We start from the raw sequence: 24,058 nt of genomic DNA on the forward strand, positions 1-24,058 counted from the left end.
CACCCTTTTGTCATCTGCGCTTCATATTGCTGCCATACACTGCCGTCCATTATTGCGGTATATGGTGCCCCATGACGGTGTTGACCTGCTTGAGCGATTCCCTCCCCTCCCTGATAGCCCAGCGCAGGCTGCGGCCCCTGTTCCAGCCCATCATGGATACCCGCCAGGGGCGGATCCTCGGCCATGAGGCGCTGATCCGCGGCCCCGCCGGCCACCGGCTCGAATACCCCGCGGCACTGTTCGGCGAGGCCAAGTTGACCGGGCTCCTGTCAGAGCTCGACCTGGCCTGCCGCGAGGCCGCCATCCAGGCCTATTGCCGGCAGCAGATGGACGGCTACCTGTTCATCAACGTCAATCCCAATGTGCTGCTCGACAAGCAGCACCCCAGGGGCTGCACCCAGCGCCTGACCCGGGAGCTGGGCATACCGGCGGAGCGCATCGTGATCGAGCTGTCGGAGCAGTATCCCATCCAGGATCCGGAAGGGCTCAAGGCCGCCGTCGACCGCTACCGAGAGCTGGGCTTCCTGATCGCCATCGACGATCTCGGCGCCGGCTACTCCGGCCTCAAGCTATGGTCCGAGGTCAGGCCGGATTACGTGAAGATCGACCGCTACTTTATCCAGCACATCCACCAGGATCCGATCAAGCGGGAGTTCGTGCAGAGCATCATCACCCTGGCCAGGGGCATGCAGTCCAGGGTGATCGCCGAAGGCATCGAAAGCCGGGAAGAGCTGCAACAGCTGCAAAGCATGGGTATCCACTACTGCCAGGGCTACTACCTGGGCCGGCCGGATGCCCGCCCCCTGCGCCGGCCGGACAACACCGATGCGCTTCATGGCCACCGCACCCTGAGCCGGCACAAGGAAACCGTGGCCATGCTGGCCCGCCCCGGGGTGACGGTGGACATCGGGGAAAAGATCCACGACGTGTTCGATACCCTGCTGGCCGACAGCCGGCTGCTCTCCCTGCCGGTGCTGGACCAGGATGTGCCGGTGGGCATACTGCGGCGGGAAAAAATCATGGAGCTGTTTTCCGGCGCCTTTGGCCGGGCCCTGTACGCCAACAAGGACGTGCGCCACGTTATGGAGACCCGGCCGGTGGTGGTGGACTGGCAAACCGCCCTCGAGCAGGCCAGCAGCATGATCACCGATGACGACGACGCCTCGGCCCTGCAGCATTTTATCGTCACCCGCCAGGGCCGCTACTACGGCCTGGCCTCGGTACGCGGCCTGCTGCGCAACATCACCGAGCAGCGCCTGCTGCACGCCCGCTACGCCAACCCGCTGACCCTGCTGCCGGGCAACGTGCCCATCTACCGGGAGATCGACGAGGCGCTGCAGCAGCAGCGCGACTTCCACGTGGCCTACTTCGACCTGAACCACTTCAAGCCCTACAACGACGTCTACGGCTACGCCCAGGGCGACAAGGTGATCCAGTGGGTGGCCCGGCTGCTGCAGGAGACCATCGTCGGTGCCGGCCAGTTTCTCGGCCATGTGGGGGGCGACGACTTCGTGGCGGTATTTGACGCCGACTGCGACTGGCGCCGGCTGTGCGATCGCATCATCCGACGGTTTCATCAGGAACTGCCTGAATTTTATACGGCCGAAGATCGGCTGCGGCGGGGCATAGTCGCGCAGTCGAGGCACGGGGAGCAACAATTCTACCCCCTGCTCGGCATCGCCATCGGCGTGGTCCATCCGGATCCGCAGTGCTGCCAGTGTCACCATGATGTGGCCGCCCTGGCCAGCGAGGCCAAGCACCTGGCCAAGCAGCATCCCCGCAGTCACTGCTTATTAAGCTCCAAGCGATCCCCATTCCCGCCCCGGGAAAGCACAATATTCGGCCGGGATCCGGAAACAAACCATAATAAATGACTATTTTTTAATCTGAAAAATACTGAATCCGTCAGCCATGGCGGATTTTACTAGATCTTCGTCTAAATTTTACCTTTTAATAACAAAATCACTTTCTCTTTGTGCTAATACTCTATGAGGCATGGGATGTTTTATGCCTTTCCGGTACGAATCACGCTACCTGCCCGAGTTATTCAAGAGGAAGTGACATATGACAGGCAAAGGAAAAACAGCACTTTTTGCAGCAGTAACCCTGGCCCTGGGGCTGTCCCAGGCGCAGGCCGCCACCCTGGATTCGGTCAAGGAAAGAGGGGTGCTCAAATGCGGCGTCAACAGTGGTCTGCCCGGCTTCTCCAACCCGGACGACCAGGGGGTATGGAAAGGGCTGGATGTGGATCTGTGCCGAGGCATTTCGGCCGCGGTATTCAACGATCCGGACAAGGTGCAGTATATTCCGCTCAACGCCAAGGAACGCCTCACCGCCCTGCAGTCCGGTGAAATCGACGTGCTCTCCCGCAACACCACCTGGACGTCGAGCCGCGACACCGATCTGGGCGTCAACTTCACCGGTATCAACTATTTCGACGGCCAGGGCTTCCTGATCAAGAAGGACCTGGGCGTGGCCAGCGCCAAGGATCTGGATGGCGCCGCCATCTGCATCCAGTCGGGCACCACCACCGAGCTGAACGTGGCCGACTACTTCCGCCGTAACGGCATCGGCTACAGCGCCGTGGTATTCGATACCTCGGAGCAGACGGTGCAGGGGCTGGAAGCCGGTCGCTGCGACGTGCTGACCTCGGATCTTTCGCAACTCTATGCCCTGCGCATCAAGCTGTCCGATCCCGACGGCGCCGTTGCCCTGCCCGAGGTGATCTCCAAGGAGCCCCTGGGCCCGGCGGTACGCCAGGGCGACGATCAGTGGTTCAACGTGGTCAAATGGACTCACTTCGCCATGGTCAACGCCGAGGAGCTGGGCATCACCAAGGCCAACGTGGACGAGATGAAGGGCAGTGAAAACCCCGATATCCGCCGCCTGCTGGGTGAGGACGCCGACTTCGGCCAGGGCATGGGGCTGACCAAGGACTGGGCCTACCGCATCATCAAGCACGTAGGCAACTACGGCGAGATCTTCGACACCAACGTCGGCCAGGGCTCTCCGCTCAAGATCGATCGCGGCCTCAACGCCCTGTGGACCGAAGGCGGGCTGCAATACGCCCCTCCCGTCCGCTAACCGCTCATCCCGCTACGGGCTGCGCCAAGGCGCAGCCCCTTTCGCAGACTTAGTACGAGGATAGGGCTTATGTCCTCATCAGCGAACCACAGTACCCAGGTTAAATTCTGGCGGGATCCCGCCAAACGGGCCCTGCTGTTCCAGGCACTGCTGCTCACCGCCGTGGCCGGTGCCATCTGGTTTATTGTCGATAACACCCTGACCAACCTGAGCACCCGCGGCATCACTACCGGCTTCGGCTTTCTCGACGATCCGGCCGGCTTTGCCATCGCCCAGTCGCTGATCCCCTATGCGGAAACCGACACCTATGGCCGCACCTTCGTGGTGGGCCTGCTCAATACCCTGCTGGTGTCCTTCCTCGGTATCATCGGCGCCACCCTGCTGGGCTTTATCATCGGCGTGGCCCGGCTGTCGCCCAACTGGCTGATCAGAAAGCTGGCCTCCGCCTATGTGGAGATCTTCCGCAACCTGCCGCTGCTGCTGCAGATGTTCTTCTGGTACTTCGCGGTGCTGCGCACCCTGCCCGGCCCGCGGGACAGCCTCAATATCAACGACACCTTCTTTCTCAATGTGCGCGGCCTCTACCTGCCCGAACCCGTACCGGGCGGCGGTTTTCATCTGGTGTGGCTGGCACTGCTGCTGGCGGTGGCCGTCTCGGTATGGCTGTTCCGCTTCAACCATCGTCGCCAGGATGCCACCGGCAAGCGACTGCCCGTGTGGTGGCTGTCGCTGGCACTGGTCGTCGGCCTGCCCGGACTGCTGTTCCTGTTGCTGGGCGCCCCGCTCAGCTGGAACTACCCGGAGCTGCGCGGCTTCAACTTCCGCGGTGGCATGACCATCATTCCCGAGTTCCTGGCGCTGTGGCTGTCTCTGACCATCTATACCGCCGCCTTTATCGCCGAAATCGTGCGTTCCGGCATCCAGGCCATTTCCCACGGCCAGACCGAGGCGGCCCATGCCCTGGGCATCAAGGACAGCCTGACCCTACGGCTGGTGATCATTCCCCAGGCGATGCGGGTGATCATTCCGCCGCTGACCAGCCAGTACCTCAACCTGACCAAGAACTCGTCCCTGGCCACCGCCATCGGCTACCCCGACCTGGTGTCGGTGTTCGCCGGCACCACCCTCAATCAGACCGGCCAGGCGATAGAGGTGATCGCCATCACCATGCTGGTGTACCTCACCATCAGCCTGACGGTGTCCTTCTTCATGAACTGGTTCAACAGCCGCATGGCCCTGGTGGAGCGATAACATGTTCAAAGACACTCTCATCCCCGAACGGCCGGCGCCCCTTGCCAGCACGGGCCTGATCGGCTGGCTCAGGGCCAACCTGTTTTCCGGCCCGCTCAACAGCCTGGTCACCCTGGCGGGACTTTACGGTCTTTATCTGCTGCTGGTCCCCATCATCGACTGGGCCTTCATCCGCTCCGACTGGATCGGCGCCAGCCGCGACGCCTGCGTCAGTGGCGGCGCCTGCTGGGTGTTCATCGGCAACCGGCTGCAGCAGTTCACCTACGGTTTCTATCCCACGGCGGAACTGTGGCGCATCAACCTCACCTTTGCGCTGTTCGTGGGCCAGTTGCTGTGGCTGGCGCTGCCCAGGCTGCCGGGCAAGCTGTGGCTGGCGCCCTTCATGGTGGTTGTCTTCCCCTTCATCGCCTATGTGCTGCTGTACGGCGGCTGGTTCGGCCTGGTGGAGGTGCCCACCCACCAGTGGGGCGGCCTCACCCTGACGCTGATCCTCGCCGTGGTCGGCATTACCGCCGCCCTGCCCATCGGCATCCTGCTGGCCCTGGGCCGGCGCTCCAACATGCCGATAGTGCGCAGCCTGTCGGTGGTGTTTATCGAGTTCTGGCGCGGGGTGCCGCTGATCACCGTGCTGTTCATGTCGTCGGTGATGCTGCCGCTGTTCGTGCCCCAGGAACTGACCCTCGACAAGCTGCTGCGGGCCATGATCGGCATCATCTTCTTCCAGTCTGCCTACATGGCGGAAGTGGTGCGCGGCGGCCTGCAGGCCATTCCCAAGGGACAGTACGAGGCGGCCGAGGCACTCGGCCTGAACTACTGGAAGATGATGGTGCTGGTGGTGCTGCCCCAAGCACTGAAGCTGATGATACCGGGCATCGTCAATACCTTTATCGCCCTGTTCAAGGACACCAGCCTGGTCTTGATCATCGGCCTGTTCGACCTGCTCGCCATCGTCCAGGCGGGACTGTCGGATCCCAACTGGCTGGGCTATTCCACCGAGGGCTATGTCTTTGCCGGCCTGGTGTTCTGGCTGTTCTGCTACGGCATGTCCAAGTACAGCCAGTACCTGGAACGCAAGCTGCACACCGGCCACAAGAAACGTTAGCCGTACACCGGCATTGGAGTTGAATAATGGAACAACAGAACAAGGAAGCCATGGTGACCCTGCGCGGGGTGAACAAGTGGTACGGCGACTTTCATGTGCTGCGCGATATCGATTTGACCGTGACCAAGGGCGAACGCATCGTGATCTGCGGCCCCTCGGGCTCGGGCAAGTCGACCCTGATCCGCTGCATCAACCGGCTGGAAGAACACCAGCAGGGCGACATCATAGTGCGCAACACCCCACTCACCAACGACATCAAGAACATCGAGACCATCCGCCGGGAGGTGGGCATGGTGTTTCAGCATTTCAACCTGTTCCCGCACCTGACGGTGCTGGAAAACTGCACCCTGGCACTGATCTGGGTGCGCAAGATGCCGCGCCGCCAGGCGGAAGAGATCGCCATGAAACTGCTGACCCGGGTCAAGATCCAGGATCAGGCCAAAAAGTATCCGGGCCAGCTCTCCGGCGGCCAGCAGCAACGGGTGGCCATCGCCCGCAGCCTGTGCATGAACCCGGAGATCATGCTGTTCGACGAGCCCACCTCGGCGCTGGATCCGGAGATGATCAAGGAAGTGCTGGACGTGATGATCGAGCTGGCGGAGGAAGGCATGACCATGATGTGCGTCACCCACGAGATGGGCTTCGCCCGCACCGTGGCGGACAGGGTGATCTTTATGGACGCGGGCCAGATCATCGAGGAGAACGATCCGGAGACCTTCTTCCATCACCCCCAGTCGGAACGCACCAAGCTGTTCCTCAGCCAGATCCTGGGGCATTGAGCGCAAAACGACCGACGGCTGAGCAAACTTCGTCGTTCTCTGTAGTCACTCCCGCGAAGGCGGGAGTCCAGTGCACACCGGCATGGATCTCCGCCTTTGCGGAGATGACCATGGTTAACCATCTGAAAAAAGGAAACTATCCGGCAAAAAAGCAGCTGATGAACTCTGTCACCACGCTGAACGGCCGTTGTTTGATGATGCTCAGTGGTCGCCGATCTTGCCGCTGGTGAACAGGTAGTCTTTCAGCTCCTTGTCGAAGGTCGCATCACGGCGCCGGATCCATTCCAGCACCATGGCGGCGTGCTCCTTTTCCTCGTCCCTGTTGTGGGCCAGTATGGCCCTGAGCTCGGGATCCTTACAGGCGTCCACCCTTTGGTTGTACCAGTCCACCGCCTCCAGCTCTTCCATCAGCGAGGTGATGGCCCTGTGCATGTCCCGGGTCTGGTCGCTGAGCTCGTCGATGGGCTCATGATAGCCTTCGTTTGCCATGGTATTTCTCCTAGCAGGGGAATGAATCAGGATCGACTGATATTCAGTCTGGTCGAGCTCCCGGGTTTTGCAACCGGGGAGTCCGAAGGACACCAAGCGATGAAAAAACGGGCGGAGCCCCCGTCTGCACGAAGACCCCGCCCGGGTTCGCCTTAGTAGGCGGCACGGAAGATGGCGACCACCTCCTCGTGGCTGGGCTGTACCGGGTTGGTCAGGCCGCAGGCGTCCTTCATGGCGTTGCTGGCCAGCACCGGGAAGTCCTCCTCCTTCACCCCGAGGCCGGCCAGGCCGGCGGGAATGCCCACCTGCTCCGCCAGGGCCACTATGGCCTGGATGGCGCGGTCGGCGCCCTGCTCATCGGTCAGGGTGTCCACCTCCTGGCCCAATGCGGCGGCGATGTCCTTCAGCCGGGGAGCGGCAGCGCGGCTGTTGAAGCGCTGCACATGGGGCAACAGTATGGCGTTGCAGACCCCGTGGGGCAGGTCGTAGAAGCCGCCCAGTTGGTGCGCCATGGCGTGCACATAGCCGAGGGAGGCGTTGTTGAAGGCCATGCCCGCCAGCAGCTGGGCGTAGGCCATCTGGTTGCGGGCCGCCATGTCGCTGCCGTCCGCTACCGCCCGGGCCAGGTTTTCGCTTATCAGGGTCACCGCCTTCAGCGCGCAGGCGTCGGTGATGGGGTTGGCGGCGGTGGACACATAGGCCTCCACCGCATGGGTGAGGGCATCCATGCCGGTGGCCGCGGTCAGCGATTTGGGCATCTTCTTCATCAGTTCGGGATCGTTCACCGACATGATGGGGGTGACGTGCTTGTCGACGATGGCCATTTTGATGTGGGTGTGCTCGTCGGTGATGATGCAGAAGCGGGTGATTTCCGAGGCGGTGCCGGCGGTGGTGTTGATGGCCACCAGCGGCAGTTGCGGCTTGGCGGACTTGTCCACCCCTTCGTAGTCGCGGATGTCGCCGCCGTTGCTGGCCACCAGGGCGATGGCCTTGGCGCAGTCGTGGGGCGAGCCGCCGCCGAGGGAGATCACCGAGTCGCAGCCTTTCTGCCGCAGCAGTTCGAGCCCGGCTTCCACGTTGCCGGTGGTGGGGTTGGCCTGTACCTGGTCGAAGATGCTGGCCTGGATATCCTGGGCCGCCAGGGCCTGCTGCAACTGGCCGGCATAGCCCAGCTCCACCAGGGGCTTGTCGGTGACGATCAGGGCGTGGCGGAATCCGGACTGGCTCAGTTTGGTGACCGCCTGTTCCACCGCGCCGGCGCCGATCAGGTTGACGGAGGGCATATAGAAAGTCGCTGTAGTCATGATGCTTCCCTACTGTTGTTTCAGGTTGAGTGTTTGGCCGCCTCTCCCCTGCGACCGGGTGAAAAACCGTGCTCTTGAAATGGGCACCGGCTAATGCTCGGGTCAGGCTATCGCCACGCCAACACGCAGCAAGTACATCCCTGTATGCTCGACGATGGCATCCCTGCCATCGACGGTTGGCTTAGGCAACAGCCCGCCCCTCTTAACTGTTCGGCATTGCCGCTGCAGTACCTGTTATCAGAAGAAACCGAGCGGGTTGCTGTCGTAGCTCACCAGCAGGTTTTTGGTCAGCTGGTAGTGATCCAGCATCATCTTGTGGGTCTCGCGGCCGATGCCGGACTTCTTGTAACCGCCGAAGGCGGCGTGGGCCGGATAGGCGTGGTAGCAGTTCATCCAGATCCGCCCGGCCTGGATGCCCCGGGCCATGCGGTAGGCGCGGTTCACGTCCCGGGTCCAGACGCCGGCACCCAGGCCGAACTCGGTGTCGTTGGCGATGGCCAGAGCCTCGGCCTCGTCCTTGAAGCGGGTCACCCCCACCGCCGGACCGAAGATCTCTTCCTGGAACACCCGCATCTTGTTGTCGCCCTGGAAGATGGTGGGCTGGATATAGAAGCCGTTTTCCAGGCCGCTGATGCGGTTGGCCTGGCCGCCGAGCAGCATCTGGGCGCCTTCGTCCCGGCCGATCTGCATGTAGCTCAGGATCTTGTCGAACTGCTCTCTCGACGCCTGGGCGCCGACCTGGGTCTCGGTATCCAGCGGGTTGCCCTGCCTGATCTGGCGACCGCGCACCAATACCCGCTCCATAAAATCGTCGTAGATGCTGTCCTGCACCAGGGCCCGGGACGGGCAGGTGCAGACCTCGCCCTGGTTGAAGAAGGTGAGCAGCATCCCCTCGATGCACTTGTCGACGAACTCCGGCTCATAGCGCATCACGTCCTCGAAGAAGATGTTGGGGGACTTGCCGCCCAGCTCCACGGTGGAGGGGATCAGCCGCTCGGCCGCCGCCTTGAGGATATGGATGCCGACCGGAGTGGAGCCGGTAAAGGCCAGCTTGGCAATGCCCGGGTGACGCAGTATGGCCTCGCCCGCTTCCCGGCCCAGGCCGTTGACCACGTTGATCACGCCGGGGGGCAGCAGGTCGCCAATCAGCTCCATCATCACCAGGATGGAGGCCGGGGTCTGCTCGGCGGGCTTCAACACGGTGCAGCAGCCCGAGGCCAGCACCGGCGCCAGTTTCCAGGCCGCCATCAGCAGCGGGAAGTTCCAGGGGATGATCTGCCCCACCACGCCCACCGGCTCGTGGAAGTGATAGGAGGCGGTGCCGGCGTCCAGCTCGGCGGCGGTGCCTTCCTGGGCGCGGATGGCGCCGGCGAAGTAGCGGAAGTGATCCACTACCAGCGGGATGTCGGCGGCCAGGGTCTCGCGCACCGCCTTGCCGTTGTCCCAGGTTTCCGCCACCGCCAGCAGCTCGCGGTTCTGCTCGATGCGATCGGCGATGCGCAGCATGATGTTGGCCCGCTCCGCCACGGCGGTTTTGCTCCAGGTCGCGAAGGCCTGCTGGGCCGCCTGCACCGCCAGATCGATATCCTGGGCATCGGAGCGGGGCACCTCGCAGAACACGGCGCCGTTCACCGGTGAGACGTTTTCCATGTAGCGGCCATTCACCGGCTCGCGCCACTGACCGCCGATATAGTTCTGGTAGCGGGCCTTGAAGTTGACCACGGCTCCGGCTTGTCCTGGTTGCTGATAAATCATCACGGCTCTCCTTGCGGGTAATCTCGGTTGACGTTGACGCCAGTCGGCGTTTGCAAGAAGGTAAGTGCAAGGTCGGTGCCAGTTGTAGCAGATCAAGTAAACAAGGTTAAAAAGTCGTTACAATCGGGCCTTCGAAAGACTAACCTAAGGGAGTCCGCTCCCCGGTTGGCAGCTTGCCTTGTCCAGGGTCTGGACAGGGTGTTCAGTACAGGTGTTCAGTTTCTTAACAGGCAGGGATCATGACCATCAGCACAGTGCTTACTCAGCCCCAGGATCTGGCTTTACTCGAACGTTCATGGCAACGCAGCCGCGACTACGGCCTGCTCCGGGCCGGCCGCACCGATCCCCGTAACCTGGCGCCCTCGGCCCTGCACCAGAAACAGCAGCAGCACGAGTTGCTGCTGCGCTACTTGCGCCACAGCCTGCCGCTGTTCGAGCAACTGCAACAGGGCCGCCACTGCCGCCTGATCTTCTCCGATGCCGAGGGCACCATCCTCTTTACCAGCGGCGATCCCCACTTCGGCAGCAAGGCCCAGAAGATGGCCCTGGCCAGCGGCGCCAGCTGGCATGAGCAGAGCATGGGCACCAACGCCATCGGCACCGCCCTGAGCGAGCAAAAGGAAGTCTGCATCCTGGGCAGCCAGCATTTTCTGGCCGCCAACCAGGGCATCAGCTGCAGCGCCAGCCCGGTGCTGTCGCCGAGCGGCGAGCTGCTGGGGGTGATCGACATCTCCAGCGAAGCCGGCGAGCATTGCCAGGACATGCTGCTCACCGCCCGGTTGCTGGCCCTGTCGGTGGAAAACGCCCTGGTGATGAACCACAGCGATACCCACTGGATCCTGAGCCTGGCCCCGGATGCGGGCAGCCTGCAACAGCCCTGGTCCGGCATCATCGCCCTGCGGGAAGACGGCCGGCTGCTGGGCGCCAACCGCAGCGCCCGCCACTGGCTGCCGGAGCTGGACATCCCCGCCATGCTGAGCGATCTGCGCCAGGGCGAACTCACCCCCGTCGGCTCGGGGCTGGCCCTGCTGAGCCGCCAGCCCGGGCGACGCCCGGCCTCCCGCCCCGCGCCGGCGGCGAGTTCCGGCCTGGAGGCCACCGCCCTCAAGCTGATGGCCCGCAGCATTCCGCTGCTGATCCAGGGTGAAACCGGCACCGGCAAGGATCACCTGGTGCGCCGCCTGCACCGGCAGAGCGACCGGGCCCGGGGGCCGCTGGTGGCGGTGAACTGCGGCGCCCTGCCCGCCGAGCTGCTCGAAGCCGAGCTGTTCGGCTACCTGCCCGGCGCCTTTACCGGCGGCAGCCGTCAGGGCCGCCCCGGCTATGTCCGCGCCGCCCAGGGCGGCATCCTGTTCCTGGACGAGATCGGCGAGCTGCCGCTGGCGGCCCAGACCCGGCTGCTGCGGGTGCTGCAGGAAAAGGCGGTGACCCCGCTCGGCAGCCATGCCCCCGAGCCGGTGGACTTTCAGCTGGTGGCGGCCAGCCACCGGGACCTGGCCGCCATGGTGACGGAGGGCGGTTTTCGCCAGGATCTGTACTTTCGGATGAACGGCTTTTCGCTGCGCCTGCCGCCGCTGCGGGACTATAAACACGACGACTTCGTGCGGCTGGTGCAGCAACTGCTGGCGGAGCTGGAGGAAGAGGTCACGCTGGACGAGGCCGCCCTGGCCCGGCTCGGCGACTACAACTGGCCGGGCAATGTCCGCCAGCTGAAACAGGTGCTGGAAGTGGCGGCGGTGCTGGCCGACGGCGGCCGTATCACCCCGGCCCAGTTGCCCGAGCTGCCGGATTTCGAGGGGAACACCAAGGCCGGCCCGGCCAGGGGGGATTTAAAATCCCACGCCGACAGATTGATAGTGCAGACCCTGGACGAGTGCGGCGGCAACGTCAGCGCCGCCGCCCGCCGCCTGGGGCTGAGCCGCACCACCCTCTACGCCCGGCTCAAGGCACTGAAGGACGATTAAGCCGGCACTTCCCGCTCCAGCGCCGACAGGGCCCGGGCCACCTCCATGCTGGCGCTTTCCATCGCCTGCAGGCAGTCCAGCCCCTGTTGTTGATTGCCGGCGGCGAAGGCCTGCAGGGCCCTGGCCCCCTCGGTGTGTACCCGCTGGTGGCTGGCTTCCAGGCTCTTGAACGCCGGCAGGTGGCTGTACAGCCTGGCGCCGCGCCCCTCGTAATACCATTTGCCCAGCCGGCACTCGGTGTGGCTGCTCACGCCCTGGCCGAATTGACGTTGCTCGATACGCTGGTAGATATCGGTCTTCCATACCGCATGGTCCAGTTTCACCGCCTCCAGGAAGGCGGTGGCGGCGTTGCGCTGGATCACCAGCCGCATGCCTTCGGCGTGGGTCAGCACCTCGCGGGTGACTTCGTCGATCTGCTGGGCGGAGGCGGAGATCTCGTCGGTGCTCTCCAGCGACTGGCTGACCATGCTGTTGATGGCCCGGCTCTGCTCCAGCACCTGCTGCACCAGCTTGTTGATATTGCCGCTGGCCTCGTGGGCCTTGCCCGCCAGGGTGCGTACCTCGTCGGCCACCACCGCGAAGCCCCGGCCCTGCTCGCCGGCCCGGGCCGCCTCGATGGCGGCGTTGAGCGCCAGCAGGTTGGTCTGTTCCGAGATCTCCTGGATCACCGACACGAAGTTGCTGATCTTGCCGGCGGTGTCGGTCAGTACCGCCGCGCTCTCGGCGCTGTGGCCCACCTCGGTGTTGATCACCACCGCGCGCTGCTTGAGCACCTCGGTGGCCTGGTAGGTGTGGGCGAAGACGTCTTCCATCTCGGTCAGCTTCTCCCGCTCGCCCAGCAGGGACTCGGCATTGGACACCATGCCCTCGCGGATGGCGGACAGCATGGCGGAGCCCTGCAGCACCACCTGCACCAGTTGATGGGCCAGCTGGTTTTCGGCCTTGAGTTCGGCCAGCTCGGCTTTGAGCGCCGTTACCCTGCTTTCCTTGGCGGACAGGCGCGTTTCATAGTCGGCGACCTGGGCCGCCAGTTGCAGCTCCAGCTCCTGTACCCGTTTTTTTATCTTGCCGGCAAACATGCTTTCCCCTGTGGTGATGGCGCTCCGATTGACGCTATTAGGCACCACTTAGGTAGTAACCACAATATCATCCGGACTAACAAGGCAGGTTTTTAGCGGTTCTGTGAAGGTAAGAGCAAAAAACGGGGAAAAGGCGATATTATCGGCCGGTACGGGGCCGCCGGGCCCCATGGAATTGATTAGATGTCGCTGCGGGGATACTTGGCGAATTCGCGGGAAATGTCCGCGTACAGCTCCACCGCCCACAGCGGCAGGTGGGAGGCGAAGCCGTCGAGGGGCTTGCGGCGCGGATCATGGGGAGCGATGACCACCGATGCCTGTTCGGTGCCGATGGCGTTCACCAGCACGAACAGCTCCTCGATGGCGATGTCGCCGATGGCCAGGCAGCCGGCGGATTCGGCCTTGCCGTGGATGAAGATGCTGCCCCCCAGGTTGGTACGACCCTCCTTGCGGGCGCGAACCAGATCGAAGGAATTGGGGTAGTTCAGCCCCATGGACAGGTGAAACTGGCTGTTGGGGTTGAGGTGGGTGATGCGGTAGATGCCCTCGGGCACCTGTTTGTCGCCTTCCCTGAGCTTGGGCCCGGGACCGCCACTCGCCTTGCGGATGGGATAGCTGCGGATAAATTTGAAGTCGCCGTCGTTGCGGGCCCACAACTCGAGTTCTTTTTCTTCCTTGGTGGCCAGTAGCACGATTTCCCTGGGCGGATAGCTCATCTCGGCCCGCATGAAATGAGGCCTCATACGGATTTCGGCCAGGGGGCCATAAGCGGCGAGTACGCTGTCGATGGAGCCGTGGTAGGGGGCTGCGACAGCCGGGGCTGGATTCACTAAAGCGGCCAAAAGCAGGGCTGAGGCAGAAAATCCATTTAAAAGACGCATAACTGATGGATTAATCCGGTGTTGATACTATATGTCAATGATAGCCCGAGCCGGGGCCGGTTGGAATCTTGAGCTACCAAAATAATCCCCTTCCCTGCCCGGTCACCCTTTGGCGCAGCGCCACCGCCGGAGTGCGGCCGGCCGTTGTGCCCGGCCGGAACGGGTACCACAATAAGGCTTTGGAGCCACGACCGAGAACGCCATGACCAAGGCCAGCCTCTTACTGCCGATACTGTTGCTCACCGGCTGTACCACCCTGGAGCTGCCTGTCCCCCCCGGGGATCGGCAGCCACGCGTCTCGTCCTCCACGCCGGGCATCGCCGTCAGCCGGACCCAGCCGCCCCGGCTCGAGAGCATCTCCTTCCTGTCGGAACGCGCCTTTGTCCCCGCCCGGGCCCGGCACTGCGTCGTCGAACTGATCCCGCCGGCCGGGGAAGAAAGCGAAGTGATCCAGTACCTGGGAGCAGATGTGCTCAACGCCGGCGGCGAGATCGTCGCCACCGGCAGCCGATGGGGCCTGATCCCGAGCCAGCACCGGGTCCACTTTCAGCTCAGCATGCTGGGCCACCATAACGGCACCACCTACGGTTTCAGCCGGATAAGCCTGGCCCAGGAGGACGCCTGGGGCCTGGATAACCACGGCCTCGAGCCCCTGCCCCCCTCCGGCGCCCGCACCCAGAAGGTATATGACGAGCTGCAGGCGCTGTACCGGCGGCTGGATGAGTGTATGGCGGAGCAAAGACAGAAGGAAGAGCAAGGAACAGAAGAAGATTAGGTAGTGACAATAAGCAATGGCTGTCAAACATGCAATTTACATGGTGCCCGGAGCCGGACTTGAACCGGCACGCTGTTACCAGCGAGGGATTTTAAATCCGTAACGGGGCTTTACGAATCAACAACTTACAACGAAAACAACAACTTACACCGAGAATAAGCGAGAATAGCCGAGAATAACGCAAGCGCTGTCGCCACTGTGTCGCCACTTTTTCAGGGCGGTGTGATGGCCGCCAGGGGGTTGAGCCGGACGGCGTCTTCCAGGTGATCGGGCGCGAAGTGAGCATAACGCATGGTCATGGCAATGGTGGAGTGGCCCAGTATCTTCTGCAGCACCAGGATGTTGCCGCCATTCATCATAAAATGGCTGGCGAAGGTGTGGCGCAGCACATGGGTGCACTGCCCTTCCGGCAGCGTGATGCCGGCCTTGGCCAGCGCCGTTTCGAAGGCGCGGTAACAGTCGCCGAACAGCCGGCCGCGCTTTTTGGGCAACTGGGCGTAAAGCTCCGGGCTGATGGGGATGGCGCGGCTTTTCTTGCTCTTGGTGCGGGTGAAGGTAAGCCGGTAGGGGGACAGCTGGGACTGCTTGAGTTCTTCCACTTCCGACCAACGCGCACCCGTGGCCAGGCACAGCTTGACCACCAGCAGCAGATCCGGGTTGCTGCTCTCGGCGCAGGCATCGAGCAGGTGCTTGATCTCGGCATCGTACAAAAACGCCAGTTCGCTGTCGGCCACCTTGAAGGCCCGCAGCCCGTCCAGCGGGTTTTCACCCTGCCACTCGCCCAGGCGCTTCAGCTCGTTGAACACCGCCCGCAGGTAGGAATGCTCCCGGTTGATGGTGCTTGTGCTCACTCCCTTGCCCTGCTGCAGGGTGGAGCGGCGGTTGGGTACCTGACCGGAAAGCCGTGCCTCCCGGTAGGCGGCAAAGTCGCGGGAACCGAAGTTGGCCGCCAGTGGATTACCCAGCGCCTCGCATAAACTCTCCAGCTTGGCCCGGCGCCGTTCGCCATCATTCAGGCTTTGGCCGTGCAGGGCAAACCAGCGTTCCACCAGATCCAGCAGCCGACGCGAGTCGCCCGCCTCGGCGACGCCATCCAGCCAGGGGCGGCTTTGCTCGGGGTCTTCAATAAAGCGCTCGAACGCCAGCGCCTCGCCCTTGGTGGCGAACTGCTTGCGGATGCGCGGCGCCTTGGGATTTCTCTTACTGGGCCGGCCCTCGGGGTACAGCTCGGCCAGCCACTTGCCGGAGGGGAGTTTTCTTACTGCCATGGTTTCTACTGGTTATTGCAAGATACTGTGATTATATACAGCAATAAGCAGCAGTACATGTTTAGTACCAGCACCATTCAACACCCATTGAAGCAACTTTCTGGTGCTCGAATGGCGTCCTTCAAGCAGTCGCACCGGATATCTCTAATCGGATGAAGCCTCCAAAAAGTCCCGTACCGACCTGGCCACCTTCTCCAAATCCCGCAGTTCGCACTCCCAGACCACCAGAACTCGCCAGCCGAGTTCTTGCAACTGACGTCGCTGGCGGAGATCCCTCCTCCGGTTTTCCTCCAGCTTGGGCAACCAGTATTCACGGTTGCTTTTCGGCTCTGTTGCCATCCTGCAACCTTCGTGACGATGCCAGAAGCAACTGTGCATGAATATCACCGCCCGCCGGCGGGGAAAGACCATATCGGGGGTACCCGGCAACCCTTTGACATGCAGGCGATACCGAAAGCCCATACTGTGGATCAATCGGCGCAGCTTCATCTCGGCCGACGACCCTTTGGAGCCGATCCGGGACATCAGGCGGCTTCGTTCCTCTCTCGTCAGTTTATCGGCCATATGGTGCCTCGGTTCGTTGACCTGGAAACCTGTCGGATGTATCCAACTGCAAACGATGTCACTCATCTGCCACACCTGGACACTGTGGTTACATACAGTAAAATATGTTCTATGGACTAGTGTCATAACTTGCAAAAAAGTAAGTTAATCTTTGAATATCAACAAATTAAAAGAAATCCATTGCTCCTCGATGTGAGCGATTTTCTCTGTTATAATGCCGCAGTTTTTTAAGTAGGGTGAGTGAAGTGGCTAAAATTCCAACAATCAAAGCGGTCGACCTGTTCTGCGGTGCTGGCGGTTTAACGCACGGCCTCGTGCAGGCGGGCATTGATGTGGTTGCTGGCTACGACATAGAAGAATCCTGCCGGTTCGCCTTCGAGCACAACAACCGGGCCAGATTCTACAACCGGGATGTGACTGAACTGACCCGCCAGGACATTCTCGCGCATCTTGCAGACGGCGATTACACCCTGCTGGCCGGCTGTGCTCCTTGCCAACCCTTTTCGACCTACTCCAGAACGAGAAAGAAACCGGGAGAAAAGGACGGCAGATGGAACCTTCTCAACAGTTTCGGGAGACTGGTATCCGAAGTGAAACCCCACTTCGTGACCATGGAAAACGTGCCGGGCCTGGCCGATCAGAATGTGTTCAATAACTTCCTTGCACTCCTCACCGCGAACGGATATCGGCACGACTATCGGGTCGTGTTTTGCCCCGACTTCGGCATGGCTCAAACCCGCAGACGCTTGGTGCTGATCGCCTCACGACTTGGGCCGATAAAGCTTCCATCACCGACGCATAAACCGGAAGAGTATGTGACAGTGCAGAATGTGATCGGACATCTGCCGAAAATAGCCGCAGGTGAAACCCATAAAGACGATCCCCTGCACAAGGCTTCCTCCTTGAGTCCAATCAATATGCGGCGAATCCGCGCCTCCGTTCCGGGAGGATCGTGGCTGGATTGGCCGGAGGATCTGCGAGCCACTTGCCACCAGAAGGAAAGCGGAAAAACTTATCCCAGCGTCTACGGCCGCATGCGCTGGGACGAGCCTGCCCCTACCATCACCACCCAGTGCAACGGCTTCGGCAATGGTCGCTTCGGCCACCCGGAACAGGATCGAGCCATCAGTCTTCGTGAGGCTGCAATGCTGCAATCGTTCCCGCCCGATTACAGTTTTCTGCCATTGGAACAGAAACACGATATGCGCCCTTTGGCCAAAATGATCGGTAATGCGGTACCGGTAAGATTGGGGGAGATAGTCGGTCAAAGCATCAAAAATAGTTTAGCTTTGACCGACTAAAATAAAAGTAAGGAACTACTGAGCAAGTTTATACCCATCAGTAGTTATAAAATTTTCATAGGCATCAATGACATATGAAAGATAATCTTTCACGATATCTATGAGCTTCCTGAAATCCGTAGCCACATGATCTTCACCGCACTCTGTGAATGACAATGAACCATGCGCCAACTTATTTCTAATATTTTTTATCAGCCATAATGGAGCCATATCATTACGAATTGGCTGATTAACTTGGGTATTTAGCCTCTTCGGTAATTGTATTTTTATTCCGATACTTTTACTTATTCTTGTTATCTCTTGAGAATCCCAATTACCTCCTCCTCCTGGAGGAATCCTTAGATCTATGGGCTTCCTTTCAAGGACTTGCTCAAACAAATCCAATGCTTTCTCTAACCTTTTTTCGTAAGTCAAAGACTCATGGGGCTCTGTTACAGCTTTAACATAAAGCGTTCGCATCTCATTAGTCAATAGACCGAGCTTCCCATTGATACCATTTCTAGCATGTCTTTCAACTGCTTCAATCAGCATAGAAACTGTCGATTCAACTAGATTGTATAGATGGAGATAAATTCCGGAATACATGATTTTTTGCTGTTCTGGTGTAATACGATAAGATTTACCATTAACGTTAAAAACAGCCTCACCCATACCTATGGCAAGCTCTATATTACTGACAAGCTCGAAATAGCTTTCAATATCCTTGACTCTATCAGTGAAGGTTGCTCTTACCAGCTCCATCTCACTCTCCTTGAAACAGCAATGCATCACGAATAAATTCGATTCTTCCTCTTAATCTGCGAATCGCATTGGCACCATCGGAACGTATCTCATCGGTAAAGGCCTTACTTGAGATAATTTCTGCTGTAGATTCTTTACTGATTTTTAAATTTGGATTTTTCTCTAAAGCAAGATGTGAACCGATAGCAATAGCTTCAAATCGGGTGCGCGGAGTAGTCTTAGCTTTAGGTGACTTTCTGAATCCGAGTTCGAAAGATTTACTTACAAAATCAAGCATCCTGTCAAAACGTGTAAAATATTCATCTTCTAGTTCAGGTTTTTCATGAAATATTTCATTCATCCTTTTGATATAATAAAAAATAAAAGGTGATACGTTATCTTTATAATCATCAAGGCCATCAGAGTATGCGAAAAAACGGGCAGCTAACTCTTCAGGCTCCCTAACACTCCTTTTCTTGGCTGTTACCGGTGCCAAAGTAGAGAATTTTTCATTCTTCCCCAACTTAACCAAAAAGTCCATAAATGGACCACGAAGAACGCCTCTTCTGACTTCAGCAGGGTTTGCAACCATGCTACCTGTGTTGATTCGCTCGAACAAATCTATTCTAGATTCAATATCCGTATTTTCTGAAAGAATAATACCTCTCATGGATTTATTCTGAATCTTTCTTTGCCTTGAAAGAGGAAGGTCGCTAAATCTTGAACCATTCAGGACATCCAACCTTTCCAAACCACACAAAACCAGTCGATTATTTAAATATTCCTCTAGTGTCCTTAAACGTTGTGAACCATCCACAATTTCCAGCTCACCAGTTTTATCGTTCTGCCAGAAAAAAACAAAAGGAATAGGTAGACCAATCAATAACGATTCAATAAACTTTGACTTTCTAGGCTCATCCCAAGTAAATTCACGCTGATAGCCAGGAACAGTGTATTCTCCACCCGCTATTTTTTGCGCTAAGATTTCAACTGTATATTCAGACGTGTAAAAATCTATCTTTTTAGAATACCCTAAAATTTGCTCTTCAGCCTTAGTTTGAAAATATCTATCCATAAATCACCCACCAATTATGTATTCGAGATTAGCTCATCAAAGTCGCTTTTAACAGAAAGGTGCATAACCAAAGATCCAATCATACCGAAAATAACCCAAAGATATGAAACCAAGTAAGACCATGAAGTGACTATATACTCACCAGAAAAAATAACCACAACAGGAACACTGACAAGAAGCAATGACATAACAAGCAGCTTCTTAAGCATTGTCATCCAGAGAGTTCGATTATTATCATCAAAAGGACTAGCATAAAGAAGAGTCATAAAGTGATAACACCAGCCAGCACCTAACAACATAACAGAAAAATGGAAAAATGAATCAAAAATAGAAAAAGGAGAATTTAAAAAATCAGAATGTTTTGGGGCAGCTAAATTATATAACCACAGAAAAAAACTTGAGGAAAAAAACCAAAGTAAAATTGCAGTTCTTTTCATTTTCATAACTCCGATACGGAATATATAGCTATGGTTATGTCTATGGGTAGTCTTGTCCACCATGTGGTGGCTTACAGTGGTAGATGCGTATCAGAGCTTTTTTCCAGCCGCTCAGGAACCCATGCTTTTGAAGCGCGAGTATCGCGTAGTTGGAGCAACTGGGTTCGAAGCGGCAAGTCTCGCGGAGGCTTGCCGGTGCTGTACGCTGATAGACGCGTATCGCCCAAACGCTGAACCGAACCAGCATGTCAGCCTTTGGGACGACGAAACGAAATTACGTAATAAAGCGACTGCTCTGCCCTGCTACCGGTCAAAGCGCCAAAGCAGCCGGGTTGAACACTGACACCGACGGAGTCGATGCGGTAAAACTCCCAGCCATCGTTGGCCATGGTGTTGGCGATGTCCTGCAGGTAAGCCGCAGCTTCGTTCCCCTTGTGGTTCTTTTTTTCAACACTGATGTTCGGGGGAACCTGAACCATTTTATATTCATAAACCATGCTCTCTATTCCCATTTTTAATATTTTTATGAAAGCCTTAATCTAAATATTTTTATATTTGTTTCCAACCATGAGATATGTACATTTCCACCTGCCTTTGAGACTGTTCTTTTGTCTCAGCATTGTCATCACCAACCCATAAGTGATAGTAGCCACATTCTGGGTTCATAGTGACTCTTTTTATTTCTCGTGGGCGCTTCCAAGCTGAATCTTCGATTTCCATCCCAGCTATAGGAACTAAACTTGTCTCCCACTCCCTGCGAACTGAACGGTAGACATAGCTACTGTTACTCTCCTTACATAACACCATCAAGTCTATTATCAATTTCATTTTTTCTCTCCTGTAAACAGACCAGTTTTAAATATATAAATGTATTCATTAAATCTCTTCCCCGTCCACCTGGCGAGGATGCGGATGTCGTCGGGTTTGTTGCTGTGCTCGATCACCGCACCGGAACTACTTCGTAGAGGTCTACGCCCAGCAGCTCTTCGCACCACTCGTCGAAGTCGTAGCGTTTAGAGCCGCACTTGATTTTGGTGAGGATACGATCTTCACGAAAGGTACGTTCGTCGCCCCGTTCGTGGCAGTGGCCACGCAGAATGATCCGGCCCTTGGCATCGTACATCAGTTCTTCCACGTCCACCCGGCGACGGGAACGGCCTCGCTCGAAGGGCTTCTCGTAGGTGAATTCAATTGTTTTGGTGGAGCCGGCCCAGATAGTGGTAAGTGACTCTTCGAACTCGGCCAGTTTGTCGGAGTTTATAGTTTCCTGGGAAGGAAATTTGCTAGCCGGCCGCCGCTCCTTTTTGGTTTCTGTCTTCTGCTGAAGGTCATCTATTTTGTTTTGAACAAAGCGGTCAAACTTTGCGTGGGACCTGTTGGTGGCCGCAATTACCTTGTCTGTGACATTGTTGATTCGCTCATTCTTGGCAGCTTGAAATTTGGGGTCGCTGACCTTGCGAAAAGCCATGCACCACCCAACCACAAGCATGTGCCAGACGCCAACGCCAACCAGCATGACCAAGGCTTCCGCCGGACCAGTTTCAGGGTCAAGCAGCATGCCGATACCAGCAAAGGCGGCGAAAGCGTAAAGACAGGCAAAAAAGCCGGACACCCTGGTTTTCAGTTTTAACCAGCGAGGCCGGATAAGGCCCACCGGGATAAGGAGCAGAGCAAAAAGGCTAAGGAACGCAAAGAATGTGCTGACACCGTTCATGTTCTTTCCCTGTGCTGATTTGTTGTTATCTTCGTCTTCTGTACTTCCTGTGCTCGACCATGGTGCCGATGATCACCACGTCGCACATGTCCGAGCGGATGGGGGCGTAGTCGTCGTTGAGCGGTACCAGTTCGAAGTATTCCACTCCGTCCTGGTTGAAGCCGCGGGGACGGTATTTTTTGAAGGTGGCCTCTCGGCTGCCGTTCTTGGCCGCCACATAGTCGCCCGGCACCGGGTCGATATCCGGGTCGATAATGATCAGATCGCCTTCATCGAACAGCGGGGTCATGGAGTCGCCGCTGATGCGCATGCCGAAGGCGCGCACACCAATGTCGTCGTCGGCCTGCACATACTCCAGGCTGCCGTCTACGTCCCGAATTTCACGCACCTCGGTCAACTGGCCGGCCTGCACGTAGCTCAGCACCGGGATCTGATGGGTACCAAGAGTGGCCGGCTTTACGTTTGAGAATTCATGATTTTGCGCCACGAACTGCTGGAAGGTGGGTGAATTTTTACCCAAATCGTGGGCTAAGGTGGCATCAATAAGATGATGGGCTTCAACCCCAAGAGCATTCGCTAATGAGAATAGATGCTCGCCCTTTGGTTTGTTCTCTTCACTCTCCCATTTGCTGATTGAGACGCGACTAACCCCAACCATCTTAGCGAGTTGTTCTTGTGTGAGTTTTTTGCTCTCTCGGAGGGAGCGAATTCGTTCACCAGCGCTCATGTAACTTACCTTACCATCAAGTTTGGTAATTTTTGTTTGCACAACTTAGGAATCAGGGTTACATTTCAGGTTACGAAGGGTTACACAGGTTACAAACCATGAAGAAGCGAGACGTCATTAAACACTTCGGCGGTGTCCTAGCTACCGCTAAAGCCCTCGGGATCAGCCATGTGGCTGTCAGCCGGTGGGGCGAGGAAATCCCACAAGGTCGTGCCTATCAGATTCAGGTGATCACTAAAGGAAAACTGAAAGCGTCGCCCAACTTCGAACAGCAATCATCCTAACCAGCCGAAGATAAGGAACCCCAGCATGACCCCCTTCCCTATCCATTTCGATACGCCGGTATGCACGGTGGAGCGCTTTTCGGAGCTGACCGGAATGGCCAAGAGCACCGTAGAAAGCTACGTGCGCGCCGGGCGCATTCCCATCATGCCCAAACAGAGCCCAGCGGAAAAAGTGCTGATCAACCTGGTGCTGTACACCCAGCAGGCACTTGCCCAGGGGCAGCCGGCCAAACGCCGTGCCACACGCTGATGTTTCCCCCTTATTCAACCACGTCAAGGATGCATGCGAAATGTTGAAGACTCATACGGATAAACAAGACATCAATTTTATCCACTGGAAATCGGCAGTAGCCCGCTTCAAGGATGCCCACAATCAATCAACGGTAGCCCGGGCTATGGGCACACAACCGCAGCTGTGGATTAACAAGCTGTCACCTAAGCATCCCGCTGAGCCCACGGTTAAAAACGTGATCACCGCCGCCCGCATTACCGGCGATCACACCCTGGTGCAGGGCCTGCTGCTGGAGCTGGATATGAGCGGCATCCAGTTGCCCAAGTCGGACCACGCCGCCAGCCAGACCCCGCTCACCAGCCAGGCACTGGAGATCACCGCCACCGCCGGCGAACTGGCCCGCCACGTTATCGAGGCCCAGCAGGCCGGCAAGGTATGCCGGCAACGCCGAGACAACGCGGTCAGCAAGGCCACCGCCATGATCGGCGCCCTCGCGCTGTTTGTGCACGACGTAGAAGCCCGCTTTCACGCCATTCCCGGCGTCACCGTGGCCATGGATACCCTGGCCAGCTCGGTGGTGCCCGGCCTTACCGGATAAGGAGCCACGCCATGAACCACATCAACACCGCCCGTTTATTGCGTACCCCGGCCCCCGTGGCCACCGCCCCGCTGCGGCCGGAGGTGATCACCCATCGCCAGCGCCCGGGCTTTATCGAGCGCCAAGACGGTAGCTGGATTTGCCTGCCCGTTCAGCACAACAGAAAGCCGCGCATCCACCGCCGTCGCCGCCTGTGGGACTGGATCAAGCAGGTGCTGGGCAACGACGCCACCACCGGAGGTGCCGCATGACCGCCTATCACGCCATTACCCAGCCCGCCGGCGAGCTGGCCATTAACCATATGCGCCATTTGCTGGGCCGCTGCCGCATCGCCAGTTGGTGGAGCCGCCAGCCGCGGATCGTCCGCGAAGGGCTGTGCCGGGCCGCGGCACTCAAGCCCGCCGCCTACTGGGACAAGAGCCTGGAGGAAATGAACGACGACGAACGCGAGGCCATCCGCCGTGCCGTGGTGGCCTTTAAGCAGGCCATGGCCGCCATTACCGCCACCGACCGGGGCGAATGGCTGCACATTCCGGACTTTGCCGGGCAGGACGAAAAGCAAGAACAGCAGGAAGACGAGAGCCAGCGGCGGGAAGCCCTGCTGCAGCAGGCGCGTTTGATTCAGCTGCGGGCAGAAAAAGTGAAGGCCGCGCAGCGGTAACTGTAAGCGGCCTT

At 58.5% G+C, this 24,058-nt stretch carries 28 protein-coding genes and 2 pseudogenes; 13 read left to right on the forward strand and 17 right to left on the reverse strand.

Annotated elements, in window-relative coordinates; genetic code table 11:
• Nucleotides 1-89 precede the first annotated feature (89 nt).
• From ACT7DK_RS13150 to ACT7DK_RS13170, 5 genes are all read left to right on the forward strand, one after another.
• Nucleotides 90-1,874: a bifunctional diguanylate cyclase/phosphodiesterase gene (locus ACT7DK_RS13150; RefSeq protein ID WP_445399860.1), complete on the forward strand. Its 1,785-nt coding sequence runs from the start codon at nt 90-92 to the stop codon at nt 1,872-1,874.
• Nucleotides 1,875-2,064: 190 nt separating this feature from the next.
• A complete protein-coding gene (locus ACT7DK_RS13155; RefSeq protein ID WP_445399863.1) occupies nt 2,065-3,084 on the forward strand; it encodes an amino acid ABC transporter substrate-binding protein in 1,020 nt (339 codons plus the stop codon).
• 69 nt (nt 3,085-3,153) lie between these two features.
• A complete protein-coding gene (locus ACT7DK_RS13160) occupies nt 3,154-4,335 on the forward strand; it encodes an amino acid ABC transporter permease (RefSeq protein ID WP_445399865.1) in 1,182 nt (393 codons plus the stop codon).
• Between the two features lies 1 nt (nt 4,336).
• Nucleotides 4,337-5,437: an amino acid ABC transporter permease gene (locus ACT7DK_RS13165; RefSeq protein WP_445399867.1), complete on the forward strand. Its 1,101-nt coding sequence runs from the start codon at nt 4,337-4,339 to the stop codon at nt 5,435-5,437.
• 26 nt (nt 5,438-5,463) lie between these two features.
• Nucleotides 5,464-6,216 (forward strand): amino acid ABC transporter ATP-binding protein, encoded by a 753-nt coding sequence (locus tag ACT7DK_RS13170; RefSeq protein WP_445399870.1) that lies wholly within the window; start codon nt 5,464-5,466, stop codon nt 6,214-6,216.
• Nucleotides 6,217-6,417: 201 nt separating this feature from the next.
• Here ACT7DK_RS13170 and ACT7DK_RS13175 read toward each other — a convergent pair whose 3' ends face one another.
• The 3 genes from ACT7DK_RS13175 to exaC form a co-directional block, all read right to left on the reverse strand.
• A complete protein-coding gene (locus ACT7DK_RS13175) occupies nt 6,418-6,705 on the reverse strand; it encodes an encapsulin-associated ferritin-like protein (RefSeq protein ID WP_445399872.1) in 288 nt (95 codons plus the stop codon).
• 152 nt (nt 6,706-6,857) lie between these two features.
• Entirely contained in the window at nt 6,858-8,009 is a 1,152-nt protein-coding gene (gene yiaY, locus ACT7DK_RS13180) for an L-threonine dehydrogenase (protein ID WP_445399874.1), read from the reverse strand.
• A 237-nt stretch (nt 8,010-8,246) separates the two neighbouring features.
• Entirely contained in the window at nt 8,247-9,764 is a 1,518-nt protein-coding gene (gene exaC, locus ACT7DK_RS13185; RefSeq protein WP_445399876.1) for an acetaldehyde dehydrogenase ExaC, read from the reverse strand.
• 239 nt (nt 9,765-10,003) lie between these two features.
• On the opposite strand from exaC, the gene ACT7DK_RS13190 reads away from it, so the two are divergent.
• Entirely contained in the window at nt 10,004-11,728 is a 1,725-nt protein-coding gene (locus tag ACT7DK_RS13190) for a sigma-54-dependent Fis family transcriptional regulator (RefSeq protein ID WP_445399878.1), read from the forward strand.
• Here ACT7DK_RS13190 and ACT7DK_RS13195 read toward each other — a convergent pair.
• The 3 genes and pseudogenes from ACT7DK_RS13195 to ACT7DK_RS13205 all read right to left on the reverse strand — a co-directional run bounded on the left by ACT7DK_RS13195 (nt 11,725) and on the right by ACT7DK_RS13205 (nt 13,550).
• The gene (locus ACT7DK_RS13195) at nt 11,725-12,099 is read right to left on the reverse strand and encodes a CZB domain-containing protein (RefSeq protein WP_445402350.1); all 375 of its coding nucleotides are present in this window, start codon (nt 12,097-12,099) and stop codon (nt 11,725-11,727) included. The two genes, ACT7DK_RS13190 and ACT7DK_RS13195, sit on opposite strands and share 4 nt — an antisense overlap.
• 33 nt (nt 12,100-12,132) lie before the next feature.
• Nucleotides 12,133-12,438: pseudogene (locus tag ACT7DK_RS13200) on the reverse strand (methyl-accepting chemotaxis protein); the annotation flags it as partial.
• A gap of 548 nt (nt 12,439-12,986) precedes the next feature.
• Complete coding sequence (locus ACT7DK_RS13205; RefSeq protein WP_445399880.1) at nt 12,987-13,550, reverse strand: L,D-transpeptidase family protein; 564 nt, start codon at nt 13,548-13,550, stop codon at nt 12,987-12,989.
• Between the two features lie 340 nt (nt 13,551-13,890).
• Between ACT7DK_RS13205 and ACT7DK_RS13210 the strand changes: the two genes are divergently transcribed.
• On the forward strand, nt 13,891-14,463 hold the full coding sequence (locus tag ACT7DK_RS13210; RefSeq protein WP_445399882.1) for a hypothetical protein: 573 nt from the start codon (nt 13,891-13,893) through the stop codon (nt 14,461-14,463).
• 212 nt (nt 14,464-14,675) lie between these two features.
• On the opposite strand, the gene ACT7DK_RS13215 is transcribed toward ACT7DK_RS13210, so the two are convergent.
• A complete protein-coding gene (locus tag ACT7DK_RS13215) occupies nt 14,676-15,731 on the reverse strand; it encodes a phage integrase (protein WP_445399884.1) in 1,056 nt (351 codons plus the stop codon).
• A 144-nt stretch (nt 15,732-15,875) separates the two neighbouring features.
• Nucleotides 15,876-16,361: a very short patch repair endonuclease gene (locus ACT7DK_RS13220; RefSeq protein WP_445399886.1), complete on the reverse strand. Its 486-nt coding sequence runs from the start codon at nt 16,359-16,361 to the stop codon at nt 15,876-15,878.
• 179 nt (nt 16,362-16,540) lie between these two features.
• Here ACT7DK_RS13220 and ACT7DK_RS13225 point away from each other — a divergent pair, with 179 nt between their 5' ends.
• Nucleotides 16,541-17,596 (forward strand): DNA cytosine methyltransferase, encoded by a 1,056-nt coding sequence (locus ACT7DK_RS13225; RefSeq protein ID WP_445399888.1) that lies wholly within the window; start codon nt 16,541-16,543, stop codon nt 17,594-17,596.
• A gap of 15 nt (nt 17,597-17,611) precedes the next feature.
• Here the strand turns inward: ACT7DK_RS13225 and ACT7DK_RS13230 are convergent, their stop codons facing one another.
• The 9 genes and pseudogenes from ACT7DK_RS13230 to ACT7DK_RS13270 form a co-directional block, all read right to left on the reverse strand.
• Nucleotides 17,612-18,337, reverse strand: coding sequence for an MAE_28990/MAE_18760 family HEPN-like nuclease (locus ACT7DK_RS13230; RefSeq protein WP_445399890.1), 726 nt, complete (start codon nt 18,335-18,337; stop codon nt 17,612-17,614).
• A 1-nt stretch (nt 18,338) separates the two neighbouring features.
• Complete coding sequence (locus ACT7DK_RS13235; RefSeq protein WP_445399892.1) at nt 18,339-19,391, reverse strand: DUF262 domain-containing protein; 1,053 nt, start codon at nt 19,389-19,391, stop codon at nt 18,339-18,341.
• 14 nt (nt 19,392-19,405) lie between these two features.
• A complete protein-coding gene (locus tag ACT7DK_RS13240) occupies nt 19,406-19,828 on the reverse strand; it encodes a hypothetical protein (protein ID WP_445399894.1) in 423 nt (140 codons plus the stop codon).
• Nucleotides 19,829-19,868: 40 nt separating this feature from the next.
• The gene (yidD, locus tag ACT7DK_RS13245) at nt 19,869-20,075 is read right to left on the reverse strand and encodes a membrane protein insertion efficiency factor YidD (protein WP_445399896.1); all 207 of its coding nucleotides are present in this window, start codon (nt 20,073-20,075) and stop codon (nt 19,869-19,871) included.
• Nucleotide 20,076: 1 nt separating this feature from the next.
• Nucleotides 20,077-20,325 carry a hypothetical protein gene (locus tag ACT7DK_RS13250; protein ID WP_445399897.1) on the reverse strand — a complete coding sequence of 83 codons (249 nt, stop codon included), beginning with the start codon at nt 20,323-20,325 and terminating at the stop codon, nt 20,077-20,079.
• 52 nt (nt 20,326-20,377) lie between these two features.
• Nucleotides 20,378-20,656, reverse strand: a complete 279-nt coding sequence (locus tag ACT7DK_RS13255) for a hypothetical protein (RefSeq protein ID WP_445399899.1) — start codon at nt 20,654-20,656, stop codon at nt 20,378-20,380.
• Nucleotides 20,657-20,768: 112 nt separating this feature from the next.
• On the reverse strand, nt 20,769-21,542 hold the full coding sequence (locus ACT7DK_RS13260) for a WYL domain-containing protein (RefSeq protein ID WP_445399901.1): 774 nt from the start codon (nt 21,540-21,542) through the stop codon (nt 20,769-20,771).
• 25 nt (nt 21,543-21,567) lie between these two features.
• Nucleotides 21,568-22,029, reverse strand: coding sequence for a LexA family protein (locus ACT7DK_RS13265; RefSeq protein ID WP_445402352.1), 462 nt, complete (start codon nt 22,027-22,029; stop codon nt 21,568-21,570).
• Nucleotides 22,030-22,092: 63 nt separating this feature from the next.
• Nucleotides 22,093-22,269: pseudogene (locus ACT7DK_RS13270) on the reverse strand (helix-turn-helix domain-containing protein); the annotation flags it as partial.
• A gap of 98 nt (nt 22,270-22,367) precedes the next feature.
• Between ACT7DK_RS13270 and ACT7DK_RS13275 the strand changes: the two are divergent.
• The 5 genes from ACT7DK_RS13275 to ACT7DK_RS13295 are packed head-to-tail and all read left to right on the forward strand — an operon-like array spanning nt 22,368 to nt 24,044.
• A complete protein-coding gene (locus ACT7DK_RS13275; RefSeq protein WP_445399903.1) occupies nt 22,368-22,553 on the forward strand; it encodes a Cro/CI family transcriptional regulator in 186 nt (61 codons plus the stop codon).
• Between the two features lie 25 nt (nt 22,554-22,578).
• The gene (locus ACT7DK_RS13280) at nt 22,579-22,803 is read left to right on the forward strand and encodes a regulator (protein ID WP_445399905.1); all 225 of its coding nucleotides are present in this window, start codon (nt 22,579-22,581) and stop codon (nt 22,801-22,803) included.
• Nucleotides 22,804-22,843: 40 nt separating this feature from the next.
• On the forward strand, nt 22,844-23,383 hold the full coding sequence (locus ACT7DK_RS13285) for a phage regulatory CII family protein (protein ID WP_445399907.1): 540 nt from the start codon (nt 22,844-22,846) through the stop codon (nt 23,381-23,383).
• A gap of 11 nt (nt 23,384-23,394) precedes the next feature.
• On the forward strand, nt 23,395-23,634 hold the full coding sequence (locus ACT7DK_RS13290; protein ID WP_445399909.1) for a hypothetical protein: 240 nt from the start codon (nt 23,395-23,397) through the stop codon (nt 23,632-23,634).
• Nucleotides 23,631-24,044 (forward strand): hypothetical protein, encoded by a 414-nt coding sequence (locus ACT7DK_RS13295; protein ID WP_445399910.1) that lies wholly within the window; start codon nt 23,631-23,633, stop codon nt 24,042-24,044. Before ACT7DK_RS13290 ends, ACT7DK_RS13295 begins: the two co-directional genes overlap by 4 nt.
• Nucleotides 24,045-24,058: the final 14 nt, after the last annotated feature.

The sequence above is a fragment of the Zobellella sp. An-6 genome (genome assembly GCF_052487945.1).

What these genes read in the sequence shown, in the direction of transcription:
- ACT7DK_RS13275 (WP_445399903.1), top strand. Translation starts at nt 22,368, where the DNA reads ATGAAGAAGCGAGACGTCATTAAACACTTCGGCGGTGTCCTAGCTACC.
- ACT7DK_RS13220 (WP_445399886.1), bottom strand. Translation starts at nt 16,361, where the DNA reads ATGAGTGACATCGTTTGCAGTTGGATACATCCGACAGGTTTCCAGGTC.
- ACT7DK_RS13165 (WP_445399867.1), top strand. Translation starts at nt 4,337, where the DNA reads ATGTTCAAAGACACTCTCATCCCCGAACGGCCGGCGCCCCTTGCCAGC.
- ACT7DK_RS13235 (WP_445399892.1), bottom strand. Translation starts at nt 19,391, where the DNA reads ATGGATAGATATTTTCAAACTAAGGCTGAAGAGCAAATTTTAGGGTAT.
- ACT7DK_RS13215 (WP_445399884.1), bottom strand. Translation starts at nt 15,731, where the DNA reads ATGGCAGTAAGAAAACTCCCCTCCGGCAAGTGGCTGGCCGAGCTGTAC.
- ACT7DK_RS13260 (WP_445399901.1), bottom strand. Translation starts at nt 21,542, where the DNA reads ATGAACGGTGTCAGCACATTCTTTGCGTTCCTTAGCCTTTTTGCTCTG.
- ACT7DK_RS13280 (WP_445399905.1), top strand. Translation starts at nt 22,579, where the DNA reads ATGACCCCCTTCCCTATCCATTTCGATACGCCGGTATGCACGGTGGAG.
- ACT7DK_RS13255 (WP_445399899.1), bottom strand. Translation starts at nt 20,656, where the DNA reads ATGAAATTGATAATAGACTTGATGGTGTTATGTAAGGAGAGTAACAGT.
- ACT7DK_RS13205 (WP_445399880.1), bottom strand. Translation starts at nt 13,550, where the DNA reads ATGAGGCCTCATTTCATGCGGGCCGAGATGAGCTATCCGCCCAGGGAA.
- ACT7DK_RS13170 (WP_445399870.1), top strand. Translation starts at nt 5,464, where the DNA reads ATGGAACAACAGAACAAGGAAGCCATGGTGACCCTGCGCGGGGTGAAC.
- yiaY (WP_445399874.1), bottom strand. Translation starts at nt 8,009, where the DNA reads ATGACTACAGCGACTTTCTATATGCCCTCCGTCAACCTGATCGGCGCC.
- yidD (WP_445399896.1), bottom strand. Translation starts at nt 20,075, where the DNA reads ATGCTGGTTCGGTTCAGCGTTTGGGCGATACGCGTCTATCAGCGTACA.
- ACT7DK_RS13210 (WP_445399882.1), top strand. Translation starts at nt 13,891, where the DNA reads ATGACCAAGGCCAGCCTCTTACTGCCGATACTGTTGCTCACCGGCTGT.
- ACT7DK_RS13295 (WP_445399910.1), top strand. Translation starts at nt 23,631, where the DNA reads ATGACCGCCTATCACGCCATTACCCAGCCCGCCGGCGAGCTGGCCATT.
- ACT7DK_RS13240 (WP_445399894.1), bottom strand. Translation starts at nt 19,828, where the DNA reads ATGAAAAGAACTGCAATTTTACTTTGGTTTTTTTCCTCAAGTTTTTTT.
- ACT7DK_RS13155 (WP_445399863.1), top strand. Translation starts at nt 2,065, where the DNA reads ATGACAGGCAAAGGAAAAACAGCACTTTTTGCAGCAGTAACCCTGGCC.
- ACT7DK_RS13160 (WP_445399865.1), top strand. Translation starts at nt 3,154, where the DNA reads ATGTCCTCATCAGCGAACCACAGTACCCAGGTTAAATTCTGGCGGGAT.
- exaC (WP_445399876.1), bottom strand. Translation starts at nt 9,764, where the DNA reads ATGATTTATCAGCAACCAGGACAAGCCGGAGCCGTGGTCAACTTCAAG.
- ACT7DK_RS13230 (WP_445399890.1), bottom strand. Translation starts at nt 18,337, where the DNA reads ATGGAGCTGGTAAGAGCAACCTTCACTGATAGAGTCAAGGATATTGAA.
- ACT7DK_RS13290 (WP_445399909.1), top strand. Translation starts at nt 23,395, where the DNA reads ATGAACCACATCAACACCGCCCGTTTATTGCGTACCCCGGCCCCCGTG.
- ACT7DK_RS13250 (WP_445399897.1), bottom strand. Translation starts at nt 20,325, where the DNA reads ATGGTTTATGAATATAAAATGGTTCAGGTTCCCCCGAACATCAGTGTT.
- ACT7DK_RS13175 (WP_445399872.1), bottom strand. Translation starts at nt 6,705, where the DNA reads ATGGCAAACGAAGGCTATCATGAGCCCATCGACGAGCTCAGCGACCAG.
- ACT7DK_RS13190 (WP_445399878.1), top strand. Translation starts at nt 10,004, where the DNA reads ATGACCATCAGCACAGTGCTTACTCAGCCCCAGGATCTGGCTTTACTC.
- ACT7DK_RS13195 (WP_445402350.1), bottom strand. Translation starts at nt 12,099, where the DNA reads ATGCGGCTGGTGATCCAGCGCAACGCCGCCACCGCCTTCCTGGAGGCG.
- ACT7DK_RS13285 (WP_445399907.1), top strand. Translation starts at nt 22,844, where the DNA reads ATGTTGAAGACTCATACGGATAAACAAGACATCAATTTTATCCACTGG.